General features: G+C 65.8%; 26 protein-coding genes and 1 tRNA gene. 12 read left to right on the plus strand and 15 right to left on the minus strand.

The features are described from left to right. Positions 1-9: 9 nt before the first annotated feature. Positions 10-873, minus strand: a complete 864-nt coding sequence (locus ACW5DN_RS09675) for an NAD-dependent epimerase/dehydratase family protein (protein WP_456962470.1) — start codon at positions 871-873, stop codon at positions 10-12. Between the two features lie 181 nt (positions 874-1,054). Here ACW5DN_RS09675 and ACW5DN_RS09680 point away from each other — a divergent pair, with 181 nt between their 5' ends. From ACW5DN_RS09680 to ACW5DN_RS09705, 6 genes are read left to right on the plus strand one after another with little or no spacing between them, the layout of a single operon-like run. Continuing rightward, positions 1,055-3,883: a monovalent cation/H+ antiporter subunit A gene (locus tag ACW5DN_RS09680; protein ID WP_456963026.1), complete on the plus strand. Its 2,829-nt coding sequence runs from the start codon at positions 1,055-1,057 to the stop codon at positions 3,881-3,883. After that, positions 3,883-4,251: a Na+/H+ antiporter subunit C gene (locus ACW5DN_RS09685; RefSeq protein ID WP_456962471.1), complete on the plus strand. Its 369-nt coding sequence runs from the start codon at positions 3,883-3,885 to the stop codon at positions 4,249-4,251. Before ACW5DN_RS09680 ends, ACW5DN_RS09685 begins: the two co-directional genes overlap by 1 nt. Further along, a complete protein-coding gene (locus ACW5DN_RS09690; protein WP_456962472.1) occupies positions 4,248-5,801 on the plus strand; it encodes a monovalent cation/H+ antiporter subunit D in 1,554 nt (517 codons plus the stop codon). Before ACW5DN_RS09685 ends, ACW5DN_RS09690 begins: the two co-directional genes overlap by 4 nt. Next, positions 5,798-6,289 (plus strand): Na+/H+ antiporter subunit E, encoded by a 492-nt coding sequence (locus ACW5DN_RS09695; protein WP_456962473.1) that lies wholly within the window; start codon positions 5,798-5,800, stop codon positions 6,287-6,289. The genes ACW5DN_RS09690 and ACW5DN_RS09695 overlap by 4 nt, the downstream gene beginning before the upstream one ends. 53 nt (positions 6,290-6,342) lie before the next feature. Then, complete coding sequence (locus tag ACW5DN_RS09700) at positions 6,343-6,585, plus strand: K+/H+ antiporter subunit F (RefSeq protein WP_456963027.1); 243 nt, start codon at positions 6,343-6,345, stop codon at positions 6,583-6,585. Then, a complete protein-coding gene (locus ACW5DN_RS09705; RefSeq protein WP_456962474.1) occupies positions 6,582-6,968 on the plus strand; it encodes a Na+/H+ antiporter subunit G in 387 nt (128 codons plus the stop codon). Before ACW5DN_RS09700 ends, ACW5DN_RS09705 begins: the two co-directional genes overlap by 4 nt. 16 nt (positions 6,969-6,984) lie before the next feature. Here the strand turns inward: ACW5DN_RS09705 and ACW5DN_RS09710 are convergent, their stop codons facing one another. From ACW5DN_RS09710 to hppD, 4 genes are all read right to left on the minus strand, one after another. After that, positions 6,985-7,935 carry a calcium/sodium antiporter gene (locus tag ACW5DN_RS09710; RefSeq protein WP_456963028.1) on the minus strand — a complete coding sequence of 317 codons (951 nt, stop codon included), beginning with the start codon at positions 7,933-7,935 and terminating at the stop codon, positions 6,985-6,987. A gap of 189 nt (positions 7,936-8,124) precedes the next feature. Further along, the gene (locus tag ACW5DN_RS09715; protein WP_456962475.1) at positions 8,125-8,811 is read right to left on the minus strand and encodes a lectin; all 687 of its coding nucleotides are present in this window, start codon (positions 8,809-8,811) and stop codon (positions 8,125-8,127) included. Positions 8,812-8,919: 108 nt separating this feature from the next. After that, positions 8,920-10,224 carry a homogentisate 1,2-dioxygenase gene (hmgA, locus tag ACW5DN_RS09720; protein WP_456962476.1) on the minus strand — a complete coding sequence of 435 codons (1,305 nt, stop codon included), beginning with the start codon at positions 10,222-10,224 and terminating at the stop codon, positions 8,920-8,922. Positions 10,225-10,255: 31 nt separating this feature from the next. After that, the gene (gene hppD / locus ACW5DN_RS09725; RefSeq protein ID WP_456962477.1) at positions 10,256-11,347 is read right to left on the minus strand and encodes a 4-hydroxyphenylpyruvate dioxygenase; all 1,092 of its coding nucleotides are present in this window, start codon (positions 11,345-11,347) and stop codon (positions 10,256-10,258) included. Between the two features lie 142 nt (positions 11,348-11,489). Here hppD and ACW5DN_RS09730 point away from each other — a divergent pair, with 142 nt between their 5' ends. Then, on the plus strand, positions 11,490-12,005 hold the full coding sequence (locus ACW5DN_RS09730; RefSeq protein WP_456962478.1) for a MarR family winged helix-turn-helix transcriptional regulator: 516 nt from the start codon (positions 11,490-11,492) through the stop codon (positions 12,003-12,005). Positions 12,006-12,188: 183 nt separating this feature from the next. On the opposite strand, the gene ACW5DN_RS09735 is transcribed toward ACW5DN_RS09730, so the two are convergent. Together ACW5DN_RS09735 and ACW5DN_RS09740 are read right to left on the minus strand one after the other, a co-directional pair. Beyond that, the gene (locus ACW5DN_RS09735) at positions 12,189-13,808 is read right to left on the minus strand and encodes a peptide MFS transporter (protein ID WP_456962479.1); all 1,620 of its coding nucleotides are present in this window, start codon (positions 13,806-13,808) and stop codon (positions 12,189-12,191) included. A 219-nt stretch (positions 13,809-14,027) separates the two neighbouring features. Continuing rightward, complete coding sequence (locus ACW5DN_RS09740) at positions 14,028-14,915, minus strand: tryptophan 2,3-dioxygenase (protein ID WP_456962480.1); 888 nt, start codon at positions 14,913-14,915, stop codon at positions 14,028-14,030. Between the two features lie 146 nt (positions 14,916-15,061). Here ACW5DN_RS09740 and pdhA point away from each other — a divergent pair, with 146 nt between their 5' ends. The 3 genes from pdhA (at position 15,062) to ACW5DN_RS09755 (ending at position 18,623) form a co-directional block, all read left to right on the plus strand. Beyond that, positions 15,062-16,135, plus strand: coding sequence for a pyruvate dehydrogenase (acetyl-transferring) E1 component subunit alpha (gene pdhA / locus ACW5DN_RS09745; RefSeq protein WP_456962481.1), 1,074 nt, complete (start codon positions 15,062-15,064; stop codon positions 16,133-16,135). Continuing rightward, entirely contained in the window at positions 16,132-17,163 is a 1,032-nt protein-coding gene (locus tag ACW5DN_RS09750) for an alpha-ketoacid dehydrogenase subunit beta (RefSeq protein ID WP_456962482.1), read from the plus strand. The genes pdhA and ACW5DN_RS09750 overlap by 4 nt, the downstream gene beginning before the upstream one ends. Positions 17,164-17,231: 68 nt before the next feature. Beyond that, positions 17,232-18,623 (plus strand): dihydrolipoamide acetyltransferase family protein, encoded by a 1,392-nt coding sequence (locus ACW5DN_RS09755; RefSeq protein WP_456962483.1) that lies wholly within the window; start codon positions 17,232-17,234, stop codon positions 18,621-18,623. 57 nt (positions 18,624-18,680) lie between these two features. On the opposite strand, the gene ACW5DN_RS09760 is transcribed toward ACW5DN_RS09755, so the two are convergent. The 8 genes from ACW5DN_RS09760 to birA form a co-directional block, all read right to left on the minus strand. After that, on the minus strand, positions 18,681-20,012 hold the full coding sequence (locus ACW5DN_RS09760; protein WP_456962484.1) for a tryptophan--tRNA ligase: 1,332 nt from the start codon (positions 20,010-20,012) through the stop codon (positions 18,681-18,683). 161 nt (positions 20,013-20,173) lie between these two features. Beyond that, positions 20,174-20,374, minus strand: a complete 201-nt coding sequence (locus ACW5DN_RS09765) for a CsbD family protein (RefSeq protein ID WP_456962485.1) — start codon at positions 20,372-20,374, stop codon at positions 20,174-20,176. A 208-nt stretch (positions 20,375-20,582) separates the two neighbouring features. Beyond that, a complete protein-coding gene (locus ACW5DN_RS09770; protein WP_456962486.1) occupies positions 20,583-20,747 on the minus strand; it encodes an entericidin A/B family lipoprotein in 165 nt (54 codons plus the stop codon). Between the two features lie 174 nt (positions 20,748-20,921). Then, entirely contained in the window at positions 20,922-21,845 is a 924-nt protein-coding gene (rocF, locus tag ACW5DN_RS09775) for an arginase (protein WP_456962487.1), read from the minus strand. Between the two features lie 15 nt (positions 21,846-21,860). Further along, positions 21,861-21,936, minus strand: a tRNA-Thr gene (locus ACW5DN_RS09780). Between the two features lie 12 nt (positions 21,937-21,948). Next, positions 21,949-22,668: a hypothetical protein gene (locus tag ACW5DN_RS09785; RefSeq protein WP_456962488.1), complete on the minus strand. Its 720-nt coding sequence runs from the start codon at positions 22,666-22,668 to the stop codon at positions 21,949-21,951. A gap of 36 nt (positions 22,669-22,704) precedes the next feature. Beyond that, positions 22,705-23,466 (minus strand): type III pantothenate kinase, encoded by a 762-nt coding sequence (locus ACW5DN_RS09790; protein WP_456962489.1) that lies wholly within the window; start codon positions 23,464-23,466, stop codon positions 22,705-22,707. Next, positions 23,466-24,461 (minus strand): bifunctional biotin--[acetyl-CoA-carboxylase] ligase/biotin operon repressor BirA, encoded by a 996-nt coding sequence (gene birA, locus ACW5DN_RS09795; RefSeq protein ID WP_456963029.1) that lies wholly within the window; start codon positions 24,459-24,461, stop codon positions 23,466-23,468. Before birA ends, ACW5DN_RS09790 begins: the two co-directional genes overlap by 1 nt. A gap of 300 nt (positions 24,462-24,761) precedes the next feature. Between birA and ACW5DN_RS09800 the strand changes: the two genes are divergently transcribed. Both ACW5DN_RS09800 and ACW5DN_RS09805 read left to right on the plus strand, forming a co-directional pair. After that, positions 24,762-24,959, plus strand: a complete 198-nt coding sequence (locus tag ACW5DN_RS09800) for a hypothetical protein (RefSeq protein WP_456962490.1) — start codon at positions 24,762-24,764, stop codon at positions 24,957-24,959. A 12-nt stretch (positions 24,960-24,971) separates the two neighbouring features. Beyond that, positions 24,972-25,715, plus strand: a complete 744-nt coding sequence (locus tag ACW5DN_RS09805) for a M90 family metallopeptidase (protein ID WP_456963030.1) — start codon at positions 24,972-24,974, stop codon at positions 25,713-25,715. The last annotated feature ends 13 nt before the right edge of the window (positions 25,716-25,728 follow it).

Raw genomic sequence — 25,728 nt, forward strand, 5'->3', positions numbered from 1 at the left:
TCGCTGCGGCTATGGCTGGAACATCGCCGCAACCGGTTGAAACCGCCGCGGCGCGTACCCCAGGTCACGTCGCGCCGGCTCGATATCGAACACCAGGTCGCACCGCATGCGGGCAACTGCGGCGGCGCCCAGACCACTGCCCAGTCCACCGGCCTGGGCCAGCCGCAGCGCCAGGGTGAACACCGGCGCTGGCAACTCCAGCAATCGCGCAGGAGGCTGCAAGGCCGCCAGCACCCGCGCAACCATCTCGCGATACGGCAGGGTTTCCCCGCCGGGCAAGGCATAGGCGTGGCCATGGCTGGCGGGCTGATCCAGGCAGGCGACGGCAGCGGCCGCCAGGTCGTCCACGTGCACCGGCTGGCGCAGTCCACCAGCCCCGCGGGGAAGCGGGAACCGGCCCCAGCGTTGGCCCAGTGAGGCAATCCGGGTCAGGCTGGCATCGCGCCCGGCACCGTAGACCAGCGTCGGCCGCAACACCGTGGCGGCGGCCCCGCGCGCGGCAGCGATGTCGAACACCTGTTGCTCGGCCTGTGCCAGGCGGTTGGCGAGGTTCCGCTCGCCCGGCTCAACCGAGTCCTGTTTGGACTCCACGCTGGTGGAGCCGAACGCGATCACCCGGTTGGCCCGGATCCCGGTCTTGCGATACCAGCGGGCAAACCCATCCAGTGGGCCGCAGCTGAAAATCACGTCGACCCGGGCAGGCAATGGTGGAGGAGCGTCCAGTTCACCCGGCAGCCAGCGCACACCATCGTCATCCTCGCCACTGCGGGGATGGCGCGAGACGGCGAGCACCCGCCACGTTTCGGTCGGCAGGCACGACAGCACCGCGCGGCCGATCTGGCCGCTGCCGCCAAACATCAGTGCCTCACCCATGGACTTTTCCTGCACCGCTCGTGGCGCACCAGCATAACCGCGGGTACTGGCTCGGCATCCAGCGCGGCGAATCCGGAGGGAAAATCGGGACGAATCAGTTGGCGCATGTCAGTTAGAATCGGCGATCCCGTATCGCGTCGCAGTAGCGGCGACCGCATACGCATCTACTGGAGTCACATTGCTGCCACTCGTGCTAGCCCTGCCATTCGCTTTCGCCGCCTGGGTGATATTGGCCCGTGGTGCAAGCCGGCGGACCACGGCGTGGCTGGCGGGCGGTCCGCCGCTGCTGGGCATGCTGGCGTTGGTCGCGATGGCGCCGCAGGTGTTGGCCGGCGAGGTCTTGCGCTTCAGCGTGCCGTGGATCCCGCAACTGGGGCTGGCGCTGTCGTTGCGGCTGGACGGCTTGGCGTGGATGTTCGCCGCGATGGTGCTGGGGGTTGGCGGGCTGGTGGTGATGTATTCGCATTACTACCTGGGGTCGCAGGAGAAGGCGCGCCGGTTCTACGCGTTCCTGCTGCTGTTCATGGGCTCGATGCTGGGCATGGTGATCGCCGGCAACCTGTTGCTGCTGATGGTGTTCTGGGAGCTGACCTCGATCACTTCATTCTTGTTGATCGGCTTCTGGAACCACCGCGAGGACGCCCGCGAAGGCGCGAAGATGGCACTGGCCATCACTGCCGGCGGCGGCCTGGCATTGCTGGCCGGGGTGATCATGATCGGCCACATCGTGGGCAGCTACGAGCTGGACGCGGTACTGCTGGCCGGCGATACGATCCGTGCCCACGCGCTGTATCCGTGGGTGCTGGCGCTGGTGCTGGGCGGGGTATTCACCAAGAGCGCGCAGTTCCCGTTCCAGTTCTGGTTGCCGCATGCGATGGCCGCGCCGACCCCGGTGTCGGCCTACCTGCATTCGGCGACGATGGTGAAGGCCGGCGTGTTCCTGCTGGCGCGGTTGCATCCGGTGCTGGCCGGCACCGACCTGTTCTTCTACGTGGTCAGTTCGGTGGGCGCGATCACGATGCTGGTGGGCGCGTGGAGCGCGATCTTCCAGAACGACCTGAAAGGCCTGCTGGCGTACTCGACCATCTCCCACCTGGGCCTGATCACCTTGCTGTTTGGCCTGTCGACGCCCTTCGCGGTGGTCGCCGGGCTGTTCCACATCCTCAACCACGCTACCTTCAAGGCCTCGCTGTTCATGGCCTCGGGGATCATCGACCACGAGACCGGAACCCGCGACATGCGGCGGCTGGGCAACCTGCGTCGCTACCTGCCCTACACCAGCGCGCTGGCGATCGTGGCGAGCCTGGCAATGGCGGGCATCCCGTTGCTCAACGGCTTCCTGTCCAAGGAGATGTTCTTCGCCCAGGCGCTGGAGCTCCCGGGCCCGGATGCGACGCGACTGGCGGTCAGCCTGGCCGCGCTCGCGTTCGCGGTGTTCGGCGTCGCCTACAGCCTGCGTTTCGTGCATGAGACCTTCTTCGGCGCCGGGCCGCGTGCTGTCGACCGGGATATCCACGAGCCACCCCGCTTCATGCAGGTGCCGGTCGCGATCCTGGCGGTGACCTGCGTGGCGGTCGGCATCGCGCCGCAGTGGACGGTCGGCCCGCTGCTGGCGGCGGCCGCTCATGGCGTGCTTGGCGACCAGGTTCCGGCCTACAGCCTGGCGGTCTGGCATGGCTTCAACCGGCCGCTGGTGATGAGCCTGGGCGGGATACTGGGCGGGGTCGTACTGTATTTCGGCCTGCGCCGGCTGATCGACCTGCACGCCAACGTGCGCAATTCCCTGGGCCGACGGCTGTTCCATTTCAACGTGGACGCCTTGTTCCACCTGGCGCGGCGTTTCACCCACATGCTGGCCAACGACAGCGTGCAACGCAGCATGCTGGCGCTGGTGCTGGTGTCGATTGCCGCCGGCGCGGCTCCGTTTGTGGCGGCGTGGGGCGATCCGCAACCGCTGCCCGTCGACCGGATCACCCAGTCGATGCCGCTGGTGGCCTGGGTGCTGTGGTTGCTGATGGTCGGCTGCGCGGTGACCGCCGTGGCACTGTACCGCCACCGGCTGCTGGCGTTGATCGCAATGAGCGGGGTCGGCCTGTCGGTAAGCCTGACCTTCGTCGCGCTATCCGCGCCGGACCTGGCGCTGACCCAGTTGCTGGTCGAAACGGTCACCCTGTCGCTGATGCTGCTAGGCCTGCACTACCTGCCCAAGGATTCGCCGCCCGAGCGCTCCAGGCTGCGTCGCGGCCGGGACGGACTGATCGCGGTGGTGGCCGGCGGCGGGGTCGGCGCACTGGCCTGGGCCATGATGACCCGGCCAGCCGACACGATCGCCGGGGAGATGCTGGCGCGGTCGTTGCCCGAGGCGTTCGGCGCCAACGTGGTCAACGTGATCCTGGTCGATTTCCGCGGCTTCGATACCTTTGGCGAGATCACCGTGTTCGCGATTGCCGGGCTGGTCGTGCATGCCATGCTACGGCGCGCGCGGATCGCCCCGGAGAAAATCATGCCCGGCGAGCCGGTCAAACTGCCGGTCCCGGCCGATCTGGCCCAGGTACTGTTCCCACTGACCCTGGTGGTATCGATCTTCCTGTTCCTGCGCGGCCACAACGCACCCGGCGGCGGCTTCATCGCCGGCCTGACCCTGGCGGTACCCGTGCTGGTGCAGTACGTGATCCAGGGTGCCAATTCGGTGGAATCACGCTTCGGGTTTGACTACATCCGCTGCATCGGCATTGGCTTGCTCGTGGCCGCGCTCAGCGGCGCCGCCTCGATGGCGCTGGGATACCCGTTCCTGACCAGCGGGCATTACGACCTGACGCTGCCGTGGCTGGGCACGATCGGCCTCGCCAGTGCCAGCGCATTCGATGTCGGCGTCTATCTGGTGGTGTTTGGCAGCACGATGCTGATCCTGTCGATGATGGGCACCCTGAAGCCGTCCAAGAAGATGCTCTCCCGTCGCGGAACGATCGACCTGGCGACCCGCTCGGCTGCAACCGGGGAGGTGGCGTGATGGAATTGGCGATCGCCAGCGCAATTGGCATTCTCGTGGCCGCCGCGGTGTACCTGATCCTGCGCGCGCGCAGTTTCGACGTGATCCTCGGCCTGACCCTGCTGACGTATGCGACCAACCTGCTGATCTTTTCCGGCGGCCGGCCGGTGGTTGGCGCTCCGCCGGTGATCCGGGACGGGGTTGCCGCCACGCTGGAGCATTACACCGACCCGTTGCCCCAGGCGCTGGTGCTGACCGCGATCGTGATCGCCTTCGCGATGACCGCGGTAATCATCGTGCTGGCGATGCGCAGCCGCGCCGACAACAACACCGACCACGTCAATGGTCGTGAGCCCGAGCCGCCGACCGGCCGCGAGGGCCGGCCATGAACCACCTGGCGATCCTGCCGGTACTGATCCCGCTGTTGGGCGCGGCACTCTCGCTGTTCGTCGAGCATCGGCGGGTCGGCACCACCGTGCAGCGTTCGGTGTCGTGGGTGTCGATGCTGGCGACCCTGGCCGCGGCAATCGCCCTGGTGGCGCACTCCGCCGACGGCGAGATCCTTGTCTATCTGCTGGGCGACTGGCCCTCGCGGCTGGGCATCGTGTTGATGGTCGACCGCCTGTCGGCGCTGATGGTGCTGGTCGCCGGCCTGCTCGCGGTTGCCTGCCTGCTGCACGCGTGCTCGGGCTGGGACCGGCGGGCGCCGCATTTCCACGCCCTGTTCCAGTTCCAGTTGATGGGCCTCAATGGCGCATTCCTGACCGGCGACATCTTCAACCTGTTCGTGTTCTTCGAGGTCCTGCTGATCGCCTCCTACGGCCTGCTGCTCAGCGGCGGGCGCGGGGTACGGATGGCCGCTGGCCTGCATTACGTCGCCTTCAACGTCGCCGCCTCGACCCTGTTCCTGATTGCCCTGGGGTTGCTGTATGGCCTGCTGGGCACGCTCAACATGGCCGAGCTGGCGGGCAAGATCGCCCAGGTGCCGGCGCACGACCAGGCCCTGCTGAAGGCCACCATCGGCCTGCTGCTGGTGGTGTTCTGCGCCAAGGCCGCGCTGCTGCCGTTGTACCTGTGGCTGCCGGAAACCTACACTCGCGCACCCGCGGCGGTGGCGGCACTGTTCGTGGTGATGACCAAGGTCGGCATCTACGCGGTGCTGCGGATGGGTTCGTTGATGCTGGGCGAGCCTGCCGGCACCCTGGCCGGGTATGGCTGGGACTGGCTGATACCCGCCGCACTGGCGACGCTGGCGGTGTCCGCGCTGGGGGTCATGGCGGCTTCCCGGCTGCGGATGCTGGCGGCCTACCTGGTCCTGTTGTCGGCAGCGACGTTGTTGATCATGTTCGGCCTGCGCCAGCCCGACACTATTGGCGCCGGGTTGTATTACCTGGCCCACAGCGTGTTCGCGGTTGCCGCACTGTTCCTGATCGCCGATCTGGTCCGTCAGGGCCGCGGCGACGCCGGCGATTTCACCGAACTGCCCGCGCCGACGCCACCGCGCAGCCTGGTCGGCATGCTGTTCCTGGTGGCGGCGATGTCGGTAGCCGGGATACCGCCGCTGTCCGGGTTCATCGGCAAACTGGCGTTCCTGCAGGCAGTACCCGCCGCCGATGTGGGTTGGGTCTGGACCGCCATCCTGGTCACCAGCTTGATGGTGATCGTCGGCCTTGCGCGCGCCGGCAGCCGTGTGTTCTGGCGCACGGAGGAGCATCCGCCGATGGCCGCCGATGGCACTATCGGCACGGCAAGGCGCATCCCGGGCACCCGCTGGCTGGAAACCACGGCGATCGTCCTGCTGCTCGGTTACGGTATTGCGATGAGCCTGGCCGCTGCTCCCATCCTTGATTACACCCGCGCTGCTGGTCATCAGTTGATGTCTCCAACCGACTACATCGACCAGTTACGCGGGACTTCGCCACTACGGAGGAGCCCGTGAACAGGAAGCGTTGGCTACCCTCGCCGTCGCTGACCCTGACCGTCATTGCGTTCTGGCTGGTGATGGTCTCGGAGATCAGTGCGGCCCAGTTCTCACTGGCGATCCTGCTGGGGCTGCTCATCCCGCTGTTCGCCGCGCGGCTGGATCGTGAGTTCGCGCGCATCGGAAGCCTGCGGCTGGTGCCCAGGATGCTGGGGATCCTGGCCTGGGACGTGCTGATGTCCAACATCGAGGTCGCCCGCCTGGTGCTCGGCCGCGAAAGCACGATCACCCCCGGATTCGTCTGGTTTCCACTGGACATCGACAACATCCACGGCATCTCGGTTTTGACCAGCTTCATCACCCTGACCCCCGGCACCGTCACCTCCGCGCTGTCGGACGACCGCAGGTACCTGCTGATCCATGTGCTGAACCTAAAGGACGCCCGGGAACTGGTCAACAATATCAAGCGTCGTTATGAAACCCCGTTGATGGAGATCTTCCCGTGACCGGTATCCAGGTCTTTGGTACCAGCCTGCTGGGCGCGGCGGTGGTCGCCTCGATGTGCATGATCGGACTGGCGATGCTGTTTGCATTGTGGCGGCTGTTGCGTGGCCCGACCGTGCCGGACCGCATCCTCGCCCTGGATACGCTCAATGTCACCGCGATCGCCGAGCTGGTGCTGTTTGGCATCTACCTGGGCACGCCAGTGTATTTCGAGGCGGCATTGATCATCGCCATGCTCGGCTTCAGCAGTACCGTGGTGTTGTGCAAGTACGTGCTGCGCCGGGACATCGTCGAATGAGCGCGGTATTGCAGGTCGTGTTTGAGCTGGCTCTGGTGCTGTTGCTGCTGGTTGGCAGCTTCTTTACCGTCATGGGCGCCTTCAGCCTGGTCAAACTGTCGGAGTTCTTCAAGCGCCTGCATGGCCCGACCAAGGCCAGCACCCTGGGCGTCGCCTGCCTGCTGGCGGCGTCGGTCGGCTACCACGCGTTCGCCGGGACCGACCCGCAGCCGCGCGAGCTGTTGATCAGCGTGTTCCTGTTGATCACCGCGCCGATCAGCGCGCAGCTGATGGCCAAGGCGGCGTTGTCGTTGCGCATGGACGAGCGCCCGCAATTGCCCGGCAAGCCCGAAGACACCCACGTGCCACCGCGTCCGGACGGTGAGCCTGACGGCACTCATTGACGGCCCGACGACCCGGTCAGGCCAGCGTCAACAGCTCGTAGGCAAGCCAGGCCACGAATGCCAGCAGCAGGATCGCGCCTTCACGGCGATTGATCGACAGGTCGCCACGCAGCATCGGATACAGCATCAGCGCCAGCACCAGCGCCGCCGGCAACTCGAAGCGCACAAACGAGCCGGGCAGCGCCAACGTGCTCCACGCCGCCATTCCGCCCACGATCAGCAACAGGTTGAACAGGCTGGACCCGATCACGTGGCCGACCACCATGTCGCCCTGTCCCCGGCGCGCGGCCATCACGGCCGCGGCGACCTCGGGCAGCGCGGTGCCGATCGCCACCGGCAGCAAACCGGTCATCAGCGGCAGCATGCCCAGCTCGGCGCCGATGGCCGGCGCGCTGGCGACCACCCAGCGCGAGCCGAAGTACAGCAGCGCGGCGGCGATGCCGAAGCGAAGCAGGTTCAGGCCAAGATCGCTACCGGTGCGGGTGAATGCCTCGATGCGCTCGCGCAATTCAGTGGATTCCCGCCGGGATCGCGCCAGCGCAAATGCCACCGTGGCCACGAACGCGGCCAGCAGGACCAGGCCATCGATCCGCCCCAGGCGACCATCCCAGCCCAGCACGATGGTCAGCAGTGTGCCGATGATCAGGCACAGCAACAGCGGCGACAGCGCCCGCCACTGGATCAGCAACGGTGCCGCCAGCGCGGCCGCGCCCAGGGTCAGGCCGAAGTTGACAATGTTGCTGCCCACCGCGTTGCCCAGCGCAAGTCCAGGCTGGCCGTTGGCGATCGCCTGCAGGTTGACCGCCAGTTCCGGCAACGAGGTGCCGAACGCCACCAGCATCAACCCGGCCACGAAGGGCGACAGCCCCCAATGGCGCGCCAGTCCGGAAGCACCCTTGACGATGGAGTCGCCGCCCAGACCGAGCAGCACCAATCCCGCTACGAACAAGCCGACGGTTTCCAGCATCCCGGTGATCCCCGTGGTCAATGATTCCTGATTCTATCCTGACGTCCGCCTGCCGAAGCGTCCGGCGGCCGCGGTCGGTCAAACGCCCCGATTAACTCACTGAAGGCAAAGTCCATGGATCCCCGCCTGCGCGGGGATGACGAGTCAAAAAACGGGAATGACGAGTCAGAAAACTAGCGGGACGCCCCGCTAGGCACAACCCTCGACGTAGTCGACCGCAGGCGGGACGCCGACCCGCCACTCGGTGACGATGCCATCGGCATCGGTTGCGAATACCAGCACCCCGTCGCCACCTTCGGGATTCTTGATCCGCAGGTACTGGCCATCCGGGACGTACTTGTGCGGGGTCTGCTCAATCCTGCCGGAATAAAGTTGTTCGATCTGCTTGCGATCCATTCCGTGCTGGCCGCCACCGGGCGCCACCATCTCGTCGTTGGCGACCGAGTAGCGCGCAAACCGCCCGTCCACGAACATCAGCGCGAAATAGGCGATGCTCGGCTGGCCGACCGGGTTGAGGTGAAAACACGATTCGCCCTCGGCTGGATTGCCGCTCAACTCGGCGTCCCACAGCTGCCTGACCTGCTCGGTATCCATGCCGAAATCGACATTGGCGTACCCATCGAAGCGGGCCTTGGCGGGCGCCGGATCAGTGGCCTGCGGCAGTTCGCCGGGCATCACGGTGCCCGGTGGCGCGGTAGCCGGCGGAATGTCCTCGCCGGGCTGATCCAGTACCGCCGCCTGGTCGGCCGGCGACGTCGTCGCGTCCGCGAAGCCGGGATCATCATCGCGGTCGGCGCTGCAGCCGGCCATGGTCAAGGCGACCGCAAATGCGAGGGCGAGCGACAGCACGGTCGAGTTCGGCAGGCCAGGCTTCATCAACAACTCCACGTCCAGTGATGGACGCAGGCTACCGAGGCGGCGTGAATGCGGCGCGAAGCACCGCGCGTACCCATGCGCGCGCGTGCCGGACTCGGCGTGCCGGACTCAACCAGGATCGAAGCGCTTCTGCAAGCCGGACCAGCAGGCCTGGTAGTCGCGTTGGCGATGCGGCGCAGCCATTGCTTGGCTGGTGGGCCGGATCACCGCACGGGTCTCGAACATGAACGCCATCGTGTCGGTAATCACATCGGGTTTGTCCAGCTCGGCACGACTCGCCTTGTCGAAGGTTGCCGCATCGGGACCGTGGCCGGTCATCGAGTTGTGCAGCGAGCATCCCCCGGGTGCGAAACCCTCCGCCTTCGCATCGTAGGCGCCCTGCACCAGCCCCATGAACTCGCTGGCAATGTTGCGATGGAACCACGGCGGCCGGAACGTATCCTGGGCCACCAGCCAGCGCGGCGGGAAGATCGCGAAATCGATGTTGCTGGTGCCGGGCGTGTCGCTGGGCGAATGCAACACCAGGAAGATGCTCGGGTCGGGATGGTCGAAACTGATCGAGCCGATCGCGTTGAACCGGCGCAGGTCGTATTTGTACGGCGCGTAGTTGCCGTGCCAGCCGACCACATCCAGCGGCGAGTGGTCGATATCCGCACGCCACAGGTGGCCCTGGAACTTGCCGATCAGCTCGAACGGCGCATCAGCCGGGGCGTCGATGTCCTCGAAGGCCGCGTTGGGGGTCAGGAAATCACGCGAATTCGCCAGCCCATTGCTGCCGATCGGGCCCAGGTCGGGCAACTGCAGCAGCGCGCCGAAGTTCTCGCACACGTAGCCGCGGGCCTGCGGATCGAGCAGCTCGACCCGGAATCGCAGCCCGCGCGGGATTACCGCGATCTCCTGAGGTTCGACCTCCAGCACCCCCAGCTCGGTGGCGATGCGCAGCCGGCCGAGCTGCGGGACGATCAGCAGCTCGCCATCGGCATCGTAGAAAAACCGCCCCTGCATCGACCGGTTGGCGGCATACAGATGGATGCCGATGCCGGTCTGGGCGCTGGGCGAGCCGTTGCCCGCCACCGTGAACAAGCCGTCGACAAAGTCGGTCGGTTGCTCGGGCAGTGGCAATGGATCCCAGCGCAACTGGTCCGGGGTGACCGGCCCGGACTGGAAGTCACTGTGCAGCCGCGGCTGCTCGTGCAACGAGAACGGCCCGTGCATCGCCGCCGGGCGGATCCGGTACAGCCAGCTGCGGCGGTTGACGTGGCGCGGTGCGGTGAACGCGGTGCCGGACAACTGCTCGGCGTACAGGCCGTGGGCGACCTTCTGCGGCGAATTGCGACCGATCGGCAGCGTCCCCGCCACCGCCTCGGTCGCGAACTCGTTGCCAAACCCCGATTGATAACCGTTCGACTTCATGGCGAATTGCTACCTTGTTTTACCGCGCGGTTTACAGCACGCCGCGCTTGATCTGGTCGCGCTCGATGCTCTCGAACAGTGCCTGGAAGTTGCCTTCGCCGAAGCCTTCATTGCCCTTGCGCTGGATGATCTCGAAGAAGATCGGGCCGATCGCATTGGTGGTGAAGATCTGCAACAGCAGGCGCTTCTTGGTTTCCAGGTCGGCGTCGAGCAGGATCTTGTTCCTCTGCAGGCGCGGCACGTCCTCACCGTGGTTCGGGACGCGCTGGTCGATCACATCGAAATAGGTGTCCGGGGTGTCCAGGAACTCGATCCCCGACGCTCGCATCGCTTCGACCGTGGTGTAGATGTCGTCGGTGAAGCAGGCGATGTGCTGGATGCCCTCGCCCTTGTAGGCGTCCAGATACTCGTTGATCTGGCTCTTGGGATCGTTGGACTCGTTGAGCGGAATGCGCACCACGCCGTCGGGCGCGGTCATCGCCTTCGACACCAGCCCGGTCTTGGCGCCCTTGATGTCGAAGTACTTGATCTCGCGGAAGTTGAACAGCTTCTCGTAGTACTCCGACCACTTGGCCATGTTGCCGAAGTACAGGTTGTGTGTCAGGTGGTCGATGAAGGTCAGGCCGAACCCCTTCGGGTCCTGGTCGGCGCCCTGCACCGGCAGGAAGTCCTCATAGACGCTGCCCTTGTCGCCATAGCGATCGACCAGGTACAGCATGCAATCGCCGATACCCTTCACCACCGGCGCATCCACCGCCTTGGTGTCGGCCTTGTCCACCACCGACTCGCCACCATTGCCGAGCACGGTCTGGCAGACCTTGTCGGCCGGTTGCTTGAAGCGGATCGCGAAACCGGTCGCACACGGGCCGTGGGCCTTGGCGAAGTCGGCCGCGAAGCTGTCGGGGTCGTCATTGACCAGGAAGTTCACCCCGCCCTGCCGGTACAGCGTGATCGGACGGGTCTTGTGGTGCATCACTGCGGTGAAGCCCATCTTGCGGAAGTACTCATGCAGCTGCTCGCCCTGACCTTGGGGCGCGGCGAACTCGACGAACTCGAAGCCGTCGATGCCAAGCGGGTTTTCGAACGTGGTGACTTGCATGCCAAGGTTGGGCTGGGCGCTCATGGGGGACTCCTGGAATTACGTTGGCCGGACTATTGACCGGATATAGGGGACGCCTCGCGCATCGGAATGTGCGGGCTTTGCATCAGACTCGCTGCTTAAGGTTATAGTTTCATATGAAACCATAAGCAAGGCGCAGTGCAACATGAACAGCGACCAGCCGGGCCACGCACAACGCGGTCATCCACAACTGGATCATGCACAACTCGATCTGGAGCATTTCCTCCCCTACCGGCTGTCGGTGCTGTCCAACCGGCTCAGCACCGCAATCGCGCAACTGTATGCAGACCGGTTTTCGCTGGCGATGACCGAATGGCGGGTCATGGCGGTGCTGGGGCGGTACCCGGACCTGTCGGCCAACCAGGTCACCCAGCGCACCGCGATGGACAAGGTCGCCGTCAGCCGGGCGGTAGCGCGACTGATCGAGGCCGACTGGCTGGAGCGGACCCTGCACGAGAACGACCGTCGGCGCTCGATACTGCGCCTGAGCGCGGCCGGCTACCGCGTCTACGACGAGGTGGCACCGATGGCACTGGAGTTCGAGCAGCGCTTGTTCGGCGGCATGGATCCGGGACAACGCAAGCAGTTGTTCCAGTGGCTGGATCGCCTGGACGAGATGGAAATCGACATCGCTGCGGCGCCGTCGCAGGGAAGCGTCTGATGTCTGAGCAAGTGCCGTCATTCCCGCGAAGGCGGGAACCCATGGACGTTACGTGCGTGACTATCAAAGTCCATGGATCCCCGCCTTCGCGAGGATGACGAGCAACAAAAACGGCGACCGAGGTCGCCGTTTTCTTTTTGATTGCGCGGCCGATTCACCGGCCGCGCTGAGACCAGACTGGTGTTACCTGAGTTCCTTGTCCGGACGGGTACCGGCCGCGGCCGGCTCGCCGATTTCGCTCTGACCGGCCAACTCCTGGTTGTGGTGGTCTTTGACGTCTTCATGCATCAGGCGTTTGATGAATGGCGAGATCAGGATCACCACGACACCCACCCCGATCGCGATCCAGCCGATCCGGCCGTAGACGTCCATCACCGGCGTCGCCCCCTCGATGGCTCCGGCCGCACTGCCACTGGTCGCCTGGGCAATCAGCCCGGCGATGAAGTTGCCGGCCGCGCTGGCCAGGAACCACGTACCCATCATCAGGCTCACCATGCTGGCCGGCGCCAGCTTGGTCATGGCCGACAAACCCACCGGCGACAGGCACAACTCACCCATCGTGTGCAGCAGGTAGATCAGGAAGATGAAGATCACCGGGGTCGGATTGCCGGTCCCGGTCGCCACCACGCCGGCCACCAGCACCAGGAACCCGGCACCGAGCTGAATCAGGCCAAGACCAAACTTTGCCGGCGTCGAAGGCTCCAGCCCACGCCTTGCCAGCCATAGCCACAACCAGGCGAACACCGGCGCGAGCAGGATGATATACATCGAGTTGAGCGACTGGAACATGCCCGACGGTACGGTCCACCCGAACAGCTCCCGGTTGACGTTTTCATCGGTATAGACGTTCAGCGAGGAACCGGCCTGCTCGAACAGGGCCCAGAACAGCGGTTGCAGCGCGATCAGGAACAGCGCCGCGAGAATCCGGTCGCGATCGATCTTGTCCAGCTTGAACACCGCGTTGTACAGCAACCAGGCCACCACGGCCGCGCCCGTAAGGCCCAGCAGCCCACCGACGACGGACTGGTACTGAACCAGCGCCCAGACGATCACCACGCCGACCAGGCCGGACACGTAGAGCATCCACTCCAGGGGAATGCCCAGCACCGGGCGCTTGAGCGCGTCGGCGTCGGGCGCCTCACCGTGACCGAGCAAGTGCGGCCGCCCCCAGACGAACACGATCAAGCCGAGGAGCATGCCGACACCAGCGGCGCCGAAGCCCCAGCCCCAGCCGTAGGTCTGTCCCAGGTAGGCAACCAGCAACGAGCCCAGGGCCGCGCCGACGTTGATGCCCATGTAGAAGATCGTGAACGCCGGGTCGCGACGCGGATCGCCCTGGCCGTACAACTGACCCACGATCACCGAAATATTCGCCTTCAGGAAGCCGACGCCCATGATGATGAAGGCCAGTGCCAGCCAGAACACCTCGATGTAGGTCGAACCCTGCATCTCCGCCGCACCCAGGCCGCTTGCCGGTCCGGGCCCTTCGAACGCCATCAGTCCGTGGCCGATCACCAGCAGGATGGCGCCGAACTGTACCGCCTTGCGCTGCCCGAGCCAGCGATCGGCGATGTAACCGCCCACCACCGGAGTGATGTAGACCAGCGCGGTGTACGCGCCGTAGATGATGTAGGCCTTTTCCTCCGCGAACAGCCAGTGCTGCAGCAAATAGAAGATCAGGATCGCGCGCATGCCGTAGTAGGAGAAGCGCTCCCACATCTCGGCGAAGAACAGTACGAAAAGACCGCGTGGATGGCCCAGGAAGGTCTTGCCTTCCCCGAACGGTGCTGGATTGCTGGCCACTGGTTTTGCTACTCCCGAAACGGTGGTCGACGGCCCTGCGGACTGTCTGTCTGGACTTGCACTGGCCGGTTCACGGCACGCAGTACGGAGCGAACCACCCGGCACTCGCACCGGGCGGAAGCGCGTAGGTGTAACCGGTTCCCTGCGTGTCCGTCAAATGAATGGGGCTATGATGCAATGCACCAATCCGTCAGGGGTATTTGTCCGATGTAAAGCCGGTTACGGGCCGGCTGCGGCGGGCGCCTTGCCCGGTTTGGTGCCAATGGTGGTGCGAACCTCGAACAGCTCGGGGAAAAACGTCAACTCCAGCGCCTGCTTGAGGAAGCCCACGCCCGACGACCCTCCGGTACCGCGCTTGAAGCCGATGATCCGCAACACCGTGCTCATGTGCCGGAACCGCCACAGCTGGAACTGGCTTTCCAGGTCCACCAGATCCTCGCACAGGTGGTAGGCCTGCCAATGGGTCGCCGAATCCTCGTAGATGCGCGCGAACACCGGGATCAGCCCGGGATCGGAGACATGCGCCAGCGACCAGTCACGTTGCAACAAATGCGCCGGCACGGCATGGCCATGGCGGCTCAGATAGCTCAGCGCTTCGTCATATAGCCCGGGGCTTTCCAGCACCTCACGCAAGCTTGCCTCCGCCGCCGGATCGTGCGCGAACACCTTCAGCATCGCGGCATTCTTGTTGCCCAGCAGGAACTCGATCTGGCGGTACTGCAGCGACTGGAAGCCCGACGACGGTCCCAGGATGTCGCGGAACCGCATGTAATCCGATGGCGTCAGCGTTTCCAGTACCGACCACATCTCGGTCAGCTGATGGAGCACCTTCTTGCACCGCGCCAACGCCTTCTGGCAAGCGCCCACGTTATCGTCGCGCAGGTGCCCGGCGGCGGCCTTGAGTTCGTGGATCATCAGCTTCATCCACAACTCGGAGACTTGGTGCTGGACGATGAACAACAGCTCGTCGTGCTCGGCCGGACTGGACAACGGATGCTGCGCATCCAGCAGCCGATCCAGGTGCAGATACCCCGCATAGCTCATCCGCCCCGACAAATCGGTGTGGATGCCGGTTTCCAGCTGGCGCTCGTTCTTGTCCGCGCTCATCGCATGCTCCTGAGGTGGACGGCAAGGGTAGCGCATGGGCCTGCCCCAACCTCCACGCCCTGACCCCGCTTGCCGCACCACACAACGGCTTTTTTCACCGGGCCGGGTATGATTGGCGCCCTTCGTATGGTCCCGGGAAGCATGTAATGACGGTCGCTGCGACATTTGAAATCGAGTACCTGCAATACCTTGGCGAGGACGGCAAGCTCGTCGGCGAGCTGCCCGAGGCGTTTCGCGATCCCAAGGTGCTGCTGCCATTGTTCAAGCAGATGCTGTTCGTGCGCACCTTCGACAGCAAGTCGATCAAGCTGCAGCGCACCGGCAAGCTGGGCACCTATGCCGCCAGCCTTGGGCATGAAGCGACCCATGTCGGCATCGGCGCTTCGATGCGCCCCGAAGACGTGTTCGCTCCCAGCTACCGCGAGTACGGCGCGCAGTTCATGCGCGGCGTACAGCCGCGCGAGGTGTTGCTGTACTGGGGTGGCGATGAGCGCGGCAACGACTTTGCCCACGCCCCGCACGACTATCCGTGGTGCGTGCCGATCTCGACCCAGTGCCTGATGGCGGCCGGCGCGGCACTGTCGTTCAAGCTGCGCAAACTCGACCGCGTCGCGGTGGCCTGCTGCGGCGATGGCGGCTCGTCGAAGACCGACTTCTACGCCGCGTTGAACTCGGCCGGCGCATTCAAGTCGCCGCTGGTGTTGTGCGTGATCAACAACGGTTGGGCGATCTCGGTACCTCGCAGCTCCCAGACCGGCGCGGAAACGCTGGCCCAGAAGGGTATCGCCGGCGGCCTGCATTGCCTGCAAGTGGACGGCAACGACCTGATCGCGGTGCTGGAAGCCATGCGCCGGGCCACCGAGCGCGCCCGCAGCGGTGGCGGCGGCAGCGTGATCGAGTTCATGACCTACCGCCTGCACGACCACACCACCGCCGACGATGCGACCCGCTACCGCGACGCCGCCGAGGTCAAGGCCGGCTGGACCCGCGAGCCGATGCTGCGCCTGCGGACCTACCTCACCGACCAGGGCCTGTGGTCGGAGGCCGAGGAAGCCGCCTGGATCGAGGAGTGCGGACGGTTGGTCGACATCGAGATCAACGCCTATCTGGAGACCCCGGTGCAGCCGGTGGAAGCCATGTTCGACTATCTCTACGCCGATCCACCGGCCGACCTGCTGGAACAACGCCAACAAGCCATCGACCGGGAGGGCCGCGCATGAGCACCACCACCAAACCGGCCACCAACGCCGCCCAAGCGCCCAAGACCGCTGCCGCCATCACCCTGATCGAGGCGATCACCCAGGCGCTGGCCTACGAGATCCGTGCCGACGACGCCGTCGTGGTGCTGGGCGAGGACGTCGGTGTCAACGGCGGCGTGTTCCGTGCCACTGCCGGCCTGCACGCGCAATTCGGCTCCGAGCGGATCATCGACACCCCGCTGGACGAGACCACCATTGCCGGCCTCACCGTCGGCATGGCCAGCCAGGGCATGAAGCCGGTGGCCGAGGCCCAGTTCGACGGCTTCATGTACCCGATGGTCGACTTCATCGTCTGCCACGCCGCGCGCATGCGTTACCGCACCCGCGGCCGGTTGTCATGCCCGATGGTGCTGCGGGTGCCGTGGGGCGGCGGCATCCGCGCGCCGGAGCACCACAGCGAGGCCAACGAGTCGATCTTCACCAACGTGCCCGGCCTGCGCGTGGTCATGCCGTCCTCGCCGCAGCGTGCCTACGGCATGTTGCTGGCGGCGATCCGCGAGCCCGATCCGGTGATCTTCTTCGAGCCCAAGCGCATCTACCGGCAGTACAAGGAGCTGGTGCCCGACGACGGCGAGGCGCTGCCGCTGGACGTGTGCTACGTGCTGCGCGACGGCACCGACGTGACCCTGGTGACCTGGGGCGCGCAGGTCAAGGAGGCCCTGGAGGCCGCCGACAAGCTGGCCGAAGAAGGCATCAGCGCCGAAGTCATCGACGTCGCCACCCTGCGTCCGCTGGACTTCGCCACGATTGCCGAGTCGGTCAGCAAGACCGGTCGCTGCGTGATCGTGCACGAAGCCCCGAAGACCGCCGGTTTTGGCGCAGAGATCGCCGCCCGCCTGGCGGAGGAGTCGATGTACGACCTGGTCGCCCCGGTCGAGCGCGTCACCGGCTATGACACCCATATCCCGCTGTTCCGGCTGGAAATGAAGTACCTGCCCAGCGTTGCTCGCGTGGTCGAGGCGGCGAAGCGCGCCATGGCTGCGGGCTGAGGCAAACGAGACACTGGGATTCCCGCGTCCGCGGGAATAGACGATCATTCTTGACGAAGACAATGCTCATGACCGCACAGAACACGTTCTACCTGCCAGACCTCGGTGAAGGCCTACCTGACGCCACCATCGTGGAGTGGTCGGTCAAGGTCGGCGACACGATCCGCCTGGATGACGCCCTGGTGTCGATGGAAACCGCCAAGGCAATCGTCGAGGTGCCCTCGCCGGTCTCCGGCAAGGTACTGAAGCTGGCCGGCGCGGCTGGCGACGTGATCATCACCGGCGCGATGCTGGCGCAGTTCGAGGTTGACCCCTCGATGCCACAGCGCGCGGCGGGCCAGGACACCGGCCATGGCCACGGTGGTGCGCAACCCGACACGAGCGTCGGCAGCCCGGATCCGGCGCCGGACGACCGCGTGGTCGCCTCCGACGAAGGCGGCGCCATCGAGGAGAACGGCGAGGCCCCCAAGGGCGAGCCGCGCAAGGACAGCGGTACCGTGGTCGGTGCGATGCAATCCTCCGACACGGTCCGTAGCGAGCAGGCCAGCAACGCCGGCGGGGTCAAGGCGATGCCGGCGGTTCGCGCCCTGGCGCGCAAGCTCAAGGTTGACCTGTCACGGGTCACCGCCACCGGCGCCGATGACGTGATCACCATGGGCGACGTCAAGCAGGCGGCCGCCGATGGTTCGGCCAAGCTCGGTGCCGCCCCGGTGGCGCGTGCCGCCGATCGCGCGCCGGCACCGTCCGCCGCGCCGGCGCAACGCAGCACCCTGTCGCAGGCCGGCAAGCCGATGCGCACCCAGCCACCGGGCGTGCCTGCCAGTGGCCAGCCCGAGCAGCTCAAGGGCGTGCGCCGCAACATGGCCCGGGTCATGGCCGACGCCCACGCCAAGGTGGTGCCAACCACGCTGGTCGACGACGCCGACCTGCACGCCTGGATCGGCAAGCAGGACATCACCGCGCGGCTGATCCGCTCGATCGTGGCCGCGTGCAAGGCGGTGCCGGCGCTCAACGCCTGGTTCGACGGCGACAAGCTGGTGCGCACGATGCACCCGCATGTCGATATCGGCATCGCGGTGGACACCGATGACGGCTTGTTCGTGCCGGCGTTGCGCAATGCCGACATGCTCGATGCGACCGGCGTGCGTGGCGCCATCAAGCGCCTGCGCGCGCAGGTCGAGGATCGCTCGATCCCGGCCAGCGAACTGTCCGGCTACACCATCTCGCTGTCCAACTTCGGCATGTTCGCCGGCCGTTACGCGACGCCGGTGGTGGTGCCGCCGACTGTCGCAATCGTCGGTGCCGGCAAGCTCTCCCATGACGTGGTCGCGGTGATGGGTGGCATCGAGGTTCATCGCCGGATGCCGATCTCGCTGACCTTCGATCACCGCGCGGCCACCGGCGGCGAAGCGGCGCGGTTCCTGAAGGCACTGCTGGACGACCTGTCCGCGCCGAACTGAGGCATGTGCACCGGGCCTGCCTGTCGGCGGGCCCGGCGCCAACTCGGATCAGATGCGCTAGACGCGCTTGGCAGCGGCCTTGGCCGCTTCGGCCTCGGCAATCTCACCGAGCGTGGCCCTGACCTCGTCAACCGTCACACCATCGCCCAGCATCAAGGTTGCATCGGCCGCCGCGAAACCTTCGCGCTTGAGCACGGCAATACACTGCCCGGCGCCCTTCGGCGAATCGAAACCCGCGCTTTGCAGCAGCACGCGGTCGCCATCGACCAGCTTGAAATAAAACTTGCCATCGCCTTCGCGATACTGCTTGAGCGACGGCAGCACGCCCTTCACCGCGAGCTTGCCGACGGCTTCGGCAGACGCCTTTGACAGGTCACGTAAACCGACCGCCTCGCGCAGGGTTGCCAGTGCCGGCACGGCGCGCTCCGCTCGCAGGCGCGTCGCTCCATCGCGCAGGATCGCCTCGATCTCCGCCGGCCGGGCCATCAGTACCTCGTATTTCTCCCGCAGCGGCGCCACCTCGGCATCGATACGCTCGAACAACGCCTGCTTGGCCTCGCCCCACGCAATGCCGTCGCGAAACGCCTGGCGCATCGCCTCGGTTTCCGCGGCGGAGGCAAACGCCTGGTACAGCTGGAACACATTGGAATCGTCGGCATTCTTGGGCTCACCGGGTGCGCGCGAATCGGTGACGATCGAATAGATCAGTTTCTTCAATTGCGCGCGCGGGGTGAACAACGGAATCGTGTTGTCGTAGCTCTTACTCATCTTGCGGCCATCGAGGCCGGGCAGGGTCGCTACTTGCTCATCGATCTGCGCCTCGGGCAGGGTGAAATACTCGCGACCCACCGGCGCGCCATATAGATGGTTGAATCGCTGGCCGATGTCGCGCGCCATCTCGATGTGCTGGATCTGGTCGCGGCCGACCGGCACCTTGTGCGCGTTGAACAGCAGGATATCGGCCGCCATCAGCACCGGGTACATGAACAAGCCGGCGGTGATCCCGGCATCGTCGTCCTCACCGGTCTCCCGGTTCTTGTCGACCGAGGCCTTGTAAGCGTGGGCACGGTTGAGCAGCCCCTTGCCGGCAACGCAGGTCAGCAGCCAAGTCAACTCGGTGGTTTCGGGCACGTCGGATTGGCGGTAGAACCAGACCTTGTCCGGCTCCAGGCCACACGCCAGCCAGGTCGCGGCGATCTCCAGGGTCGAGCGCTGCACCCGCGCCGGATCCTGCACCTTGATCAGGGCGTGGTAGTCGGCAAGGAAGTAGAAGCTTTCCACCCCGGCGATACGGCTGGCAGCAACAGCGGGGCGGATCGCGCCAACGTAGTTGCCCAGGTGCGGCGTGCCAGAAGTGGTGATGCCGGTGAGGACGCGAGTGTGCTGCATGGTGAGTCGACTTGGAGTACGGCCGACCAGTTTACCCGCAGCAGGTTTTTACCGGCTGCCACCCGCACCCACGCGCCAACGCAACGCAACGAGAAACGGGCCGGTTTCCCGGCCCGTTTGTACCTGCCACGGCTCTCATCCCACCGTGGCACCCGCGTCGATCAGCCCAGGGTCTGGCTGAAGTCCTTCACTTCCTGGTCCGCACGTTCGCGGTCATAACCGTATTGCTCCTGCAACTTGCCCGACAGGTATTCGGCGTTGCCTTCGGAGACGTCAAAAACATCGTCGGTCAGGTCGCCCCACTTGGCTTGCGCCTTGCCTTTGAGCTGGGTCCACTTGCCGGAGATGATGTCCTTGTTCATAGAGTCGTCCTCGTGTTGGGGGAGGGGGAACTAACAGCGCCTTTGCACTGCGAGACCAGTATCGTCGTCGGCCCGTTCAACCCGCGTCACGATTGCGTTAGCAGCTGATGACGAGCGCGGGGCGTCGGTGGAAACTCGCGTTGCCGCAAATGCAAAAAGCCGGATTGCTCCGGCTTTTTGCAGCGAACCTGCTAATCGAATCGACCGATCAGCACTCTGTCGAGGTATCACAATCGATGTGGCCTTCCGCCTCATCTTCGATCGCACTGCCGGCCTTCTGCACGTCTTCACCCACACCGGCCACCGTGTGGCAGGCGGTCAGGGTGCCCATAGAAAACAGGGACAACAACATCAATGCAATCAATCGCTTCATGGGTTTTCTCCTCGGGACAGATGATCAAGTTACATATTTGGCCGCGCTCGTTGCCTGCAGCCGTGGAACCATCATCGCGAAGGCATGTGAAGCCAGCGTGCATCGCAAGGGGACGGCGACCAATCCAACAGCGGCCGCTGCGGTAACCGTTCAGAAAACCCGGCCCGCTCTCCCTTAGCCGCGCATCAGGGTGGATTTGCCAAACAGGCTTTCCACCAGGTCGACGGCGACCAGCGCAGTCATGTTGTTCCGGTCCAGGATCGGGTTGAGTTCCACGATGTCCAGCGATGCCATGCGTCCACTGTCGGCAATCATCTCCATCACCAGTTGCGCCTCGCGGTAGGTCGGGCCACCCGGCACGGTGGTGCCCACGCCAGGCGCGACGCTGGGGTCGAGGAAGTCCACATCGAAGCTGACGTGCAGGTGGGTGTTGTCGTCCATCCCGTCCAGCGCCTCCTCCATGACCTGCTTCATCCCGACCTCATCGATGTAACGCATGTCGTAGACGTCCAGGCCATGCTTCTTGACCAGTTGCTTCTCGCCTTCGTCAACGGAGCGGATGCCAATCTGGCGAACCATCGACGGCTGGATCGCCGGCGCATCGCCCCCCAGGTGGGTCAACTCGCGCGGGCCCAACCCACACAAGCAGGACACCGGCATGCCATGGGTGTTGCCGGTGGGAGTGACATCGCTGGTATTGAAGTCGGCATGGGCGTCAAGCCAGAGCAGGCGCAAGGTCTTGCCGGTCTCGCGGCAATGACGCGCGACCGCCGTCACCGAACCCAGGCCCAGGACGTGATCGCCGCCGAGCATGATCGGCATCCGGCCAGCGGCCAGCTCGGCATGCACCGCATCCATTACCAGCCGGTTCCATTCGGTGACTTCGGGCAGGTGGCGGTAACCATTGACCGGCCCCTGCCACGGGTTGCGCGGGCCTTCCAGGTTGCCGCGGTCGAGCACGTCGATTCCGCGTGCCGTCAGCGCCTCGCCGATCCCGGCAATCCTCAGCGCCTCCGGCCCCAACCGGGCCCCCCGGTCCCCCGCGCCGACATCCGTGGGCGCTCCGATGATCGAGACGGGTCGATAGGTACGGTTCATGGTGCCTCCAGAGCTTGGTGCCGGCTGTCAGAGTCGAACTGACGACCTACCGCTTACAAGGCGGTTGCTCTACCAACTGAGCTAAGCCGGCGAATCGGTCATTCTAACGCGGCGGCGGGGTCGGTTGATCCGTGGCCGACGATACCGCCGGCAGGTCGGCATCAAACACCTCGCAGTCGATCGGCTTGGCGCGGGATCCGTTGATCGATGCCTGTGCGTCGGCGGGATCAAATTCTTCTCCGGCCCCTGCGTCCAACCAGTGCTCAGCCGGTCCCGCGCCGATGGGGATGACACGCGCGGGAAACCCGGCGGCGGCCAAGCTGGCGGCGTGCTGGCGCGCCGAAGACTCGCCGCCGAACAATCCCAGCGAGATGGCATTGGCCTGGCCACCGTCACCGATCACGTAGTAGTCCTTGAATCCGGCGGCCAGCACGCGCTTGGCGGTGTCCTGCGCTTCATCCCGGCTCGGCAATGGTGGCAGCAGCACCTGCCAGCTGCGTGGAGTGCCCGCAGACAAGCTGCGGATACTGGCACGCAACAGCTGCGGTTGCAGGCGAAGCTGCGCCTGCCTGGCCGCCGCGGCATCGGCGAACGGGCCAAAGCGAAAGCATTGGCTGGGCTCGGCCTGGACCTGCTCCGCTGGCGTGGACGAGGCCGCCGGGACTATCGCTGGATCGGCCCGTGTCTCCGTCACCAGTTGCAAACGGGCGACACCGTCCGCAATGGCAGGCGCGTCGGCGGGCGCGGGCACACGCAGCGCCCACCACAGGGCGACGCCAAGGTTGAGGACCACCAGAAGGACGACAAGGGCGCGAATCAGCATCCGCCGATTGTATCGATCCCTTGCCGCAGCGCGAGGTCAGGCGGGATCCTCGACCCGCGCCCAATGGGCAAGCCCGTCCAGTACCAGCCGTGGCACCCAACGCGCCTGCGGCAGTCGCGGCAACAATGCCGGCGCACCGCCGCCGTGCAGGTACAAAGTGGGAGCGACGTCCAACTGCTCACGGGCCAGGGCCAGGCTGCGCTCGATCAGCCCCAACGCCGCGCCCTCGCAACCGGAAACCAGCGCGTCGAGGGTGTCGTCGGCGAACTCGAGATAATTCCCGCCCGTCTCCGGCAACTGCCGCGCCCGCCCGTGCAGGGCCTCGCGCATCAAGCTCGGCGAGGCGGCAATGCGGCCCCCGCGATGCAGCCCCTCGGCATCCATCAGGTCGATGGTCAAGGCGGTACCGACCGCGCACACCAACGCCGCACCATCGCCGCGGGCATGCGTGGCGAGCATGGCCAGGAACCGGTCCACGCCCAACCGCGAGGGATCCGCGTAGGCCACTCGAAGCCCATGCCGACCGCGCGAGGTGCGGGCGATCGATATCCGCCCACACCGCGACGACAGCGCCTGCAACAGGGTCACCCGCAATTCGTCGGGGGCGACGCTGGCCAGGTAGGCGACCGGTATGTGCGAGGGCAGGCGCCGCTCCAGCTCGGCAACCAGATTGTCGTTGCGATGATCGATCGCGACGACCTCGCCGGCACTGCCGTCGTCTTCGATCGGCGCGCACTTGAGCCGGCTGTTGCCCAGGTCGAACAGCCAACGTCGCGGCGAGTGTGGGGTTGGCACCATCAGTCGGCGCCGATCCGGCGCACGCTGACGTCACCGGAATGGAAAGACTTCTCGCTGCCATCGTCCAGCCGTACGCGCAACGCACCGTCCGCCGCCAAACCGATCGCGGTGCCGGTCTGCTCGCAGCCTTCGCCGCGCAAGGTGATGGCTTCGCCTGCCAGTGCATCCATCGCGGCGTAGCGCGGCAACAACGGCCCCAGTCCACTACGGTCGAAGGCGTCCATCGTTGCCACCAGCTCCGTCAGCAGTGCGGAAGCCACGGCGTTTCGCGAGGGTGATTGCGACATCAGCCGGGACAGGTCGCACCAGGGCTGTTCGATCCGGCTCGCGTCGCCGTCGGGCATGCGCACGTTCAGCCCCAGCCCGATCACCGCCCGCACCGGCCCGGCATGTTCACCGCTGCCCTCGACCAGCAACCCCCCCAGTTTGCGCAGGCTTCCGTCGGGTCCCGCCACGACCAGGTCATTGGGCCATTTCAGGCGAACCTGACGGAAGCCCAGTCCATGCAGCGCCTCGACACTGGCAATCCCTGCCGCCAGGCTGAGGCCGCCAAGCCGTGCCAGGCCACCGGTAAAGCTGCGCGACAACGACAGATACAGGTGGGCGGCAAGCGGCGAATGCCATTCCCGCCCGCGGCGGCCTCGGCCTCCAGTCTGGCGCTCGGCCAGCAACACGGTGGCGCTGCCCTCTTCCGCGCACGGTCGGCGCAGCAACTCGCTGTTGGTCGAATCCAGCGTCCAGGCCAGCTCCAACGACGCCATTCGCGCGCGCACCGGCGCCGACAGCCGCGCGATGATGGCGTCGTTATCGAGCAGGTCCAGCGGCCCGGCCAACTGGTAACCACGGCCCGGCTTGGCATCGATCACCACCCCGGCCCGGCGCAAAGCCTCAATGCGCTTCCAGACCGCAGCGCGGGTCTGGCCACCGTCGCGTGCCAGCGCATCGCCCGATACCGGCCCCTGGATCAACCGCTTCAACAACGCCCGCTCGTCCATCAGCGCGCCACCGGCGCCGGGCGATTTGGCCGCAGAGCGAATGACCGGCGACAGGAACGGAGGGAAGGACACATGGCCCGATTATGCGCGAACGCGCACCACTGTCGCCGCGCCGGCACCCCATCGCCAGCGTGCTGCAACGCAGCATGAGCCGCGCTACGCCCCGCTGGTTTTCGCGTTATAGTCGGAGATCGACGGGATCAAAATCCCGCTGCGCCGAGGTTTCCAATGATGTTGCGGATCGCCCTGTGCTTACTGTTACTTCTGATTAGTTCGACCGTGGCTGCGCGCGAGGTCAAGATGAGCTCGCCCGACGGTGGTGGCTGCCCGGATGACGGCATCAGCCGGCATTCCGATGAACTCGCCCCGGCCATGCATCGCAGCACTCCAGCCCGCAGCGAGACCATCAAGATCAAGCCCGGCATCCAGACCGAGACCCCCTCCAACCGGTCGCCGTCGATCCGGCTGCACAGCTTCGTGCCGGGCATGTTTCGTTGATCCTTGAGCAATTTGCTGCGTCGCTTATGGCGCCCTGCCGACCCGATTGACCCCACCTTGTGGCGCGAGACCCGCGCCGCATTGCCATGGCTGGCCGGACTGGATGCCCCACGCGAGGCACGGTTGCGGCAGCTGGCGTCGCGCTTCCTGCGCACCAAAACCATCACCCCCATTGACACGCTGCAACTGGGCCCGGCGGATCGCTGCCTGCTGGCAACGCTGTGCTGCCTGCCGTTGATCGAGTTCGGCGAGCAAGGCCTGCAGGGTTGGTCGCAACTGATCATGTATCCGGACGCGTTCCGGGTCGAGCGCAGCCACATCGACGCGGCCGGGGTTTTGCACCAATGGCAGGACGAGTTGATCGGCGAGGCCTGGGATGCCGGCCCGGTAATTCTCTCGTGGGCGGACGTGATGGCTGACTGCGCCGATCCGCGCGCCGGCTACTGCGTGGCGGCGCATGAGATCGCCCACAAGATCGATGTCCTCGACGGCGTGCTTGATGGCACCCCGCCGCTGCCGCGTCGCTGGCAACGCGAGTGGGCACGCGATTTCCAGGCCGCTTTCGACGCATTGGTCGCCCAGGTCGACGCTGGCCGGGAGACCGCGATCGATGCCTATGCGGCGCAGGCTCCGGAAGAATTCTTCGCGGTGGCAACCGAGTACCACTTCAGTGACCCGGCCAGCCTGGCGCGTGCGATGCCGGCGGTGGCCGCACACCTGGTGCGGTTCTATGGCCCGTCGCCGTTTGCGCGATAGCGCCGGGGCACGA

The organism is Lysobacter sp. A289 (assembly GCF_054072675.1).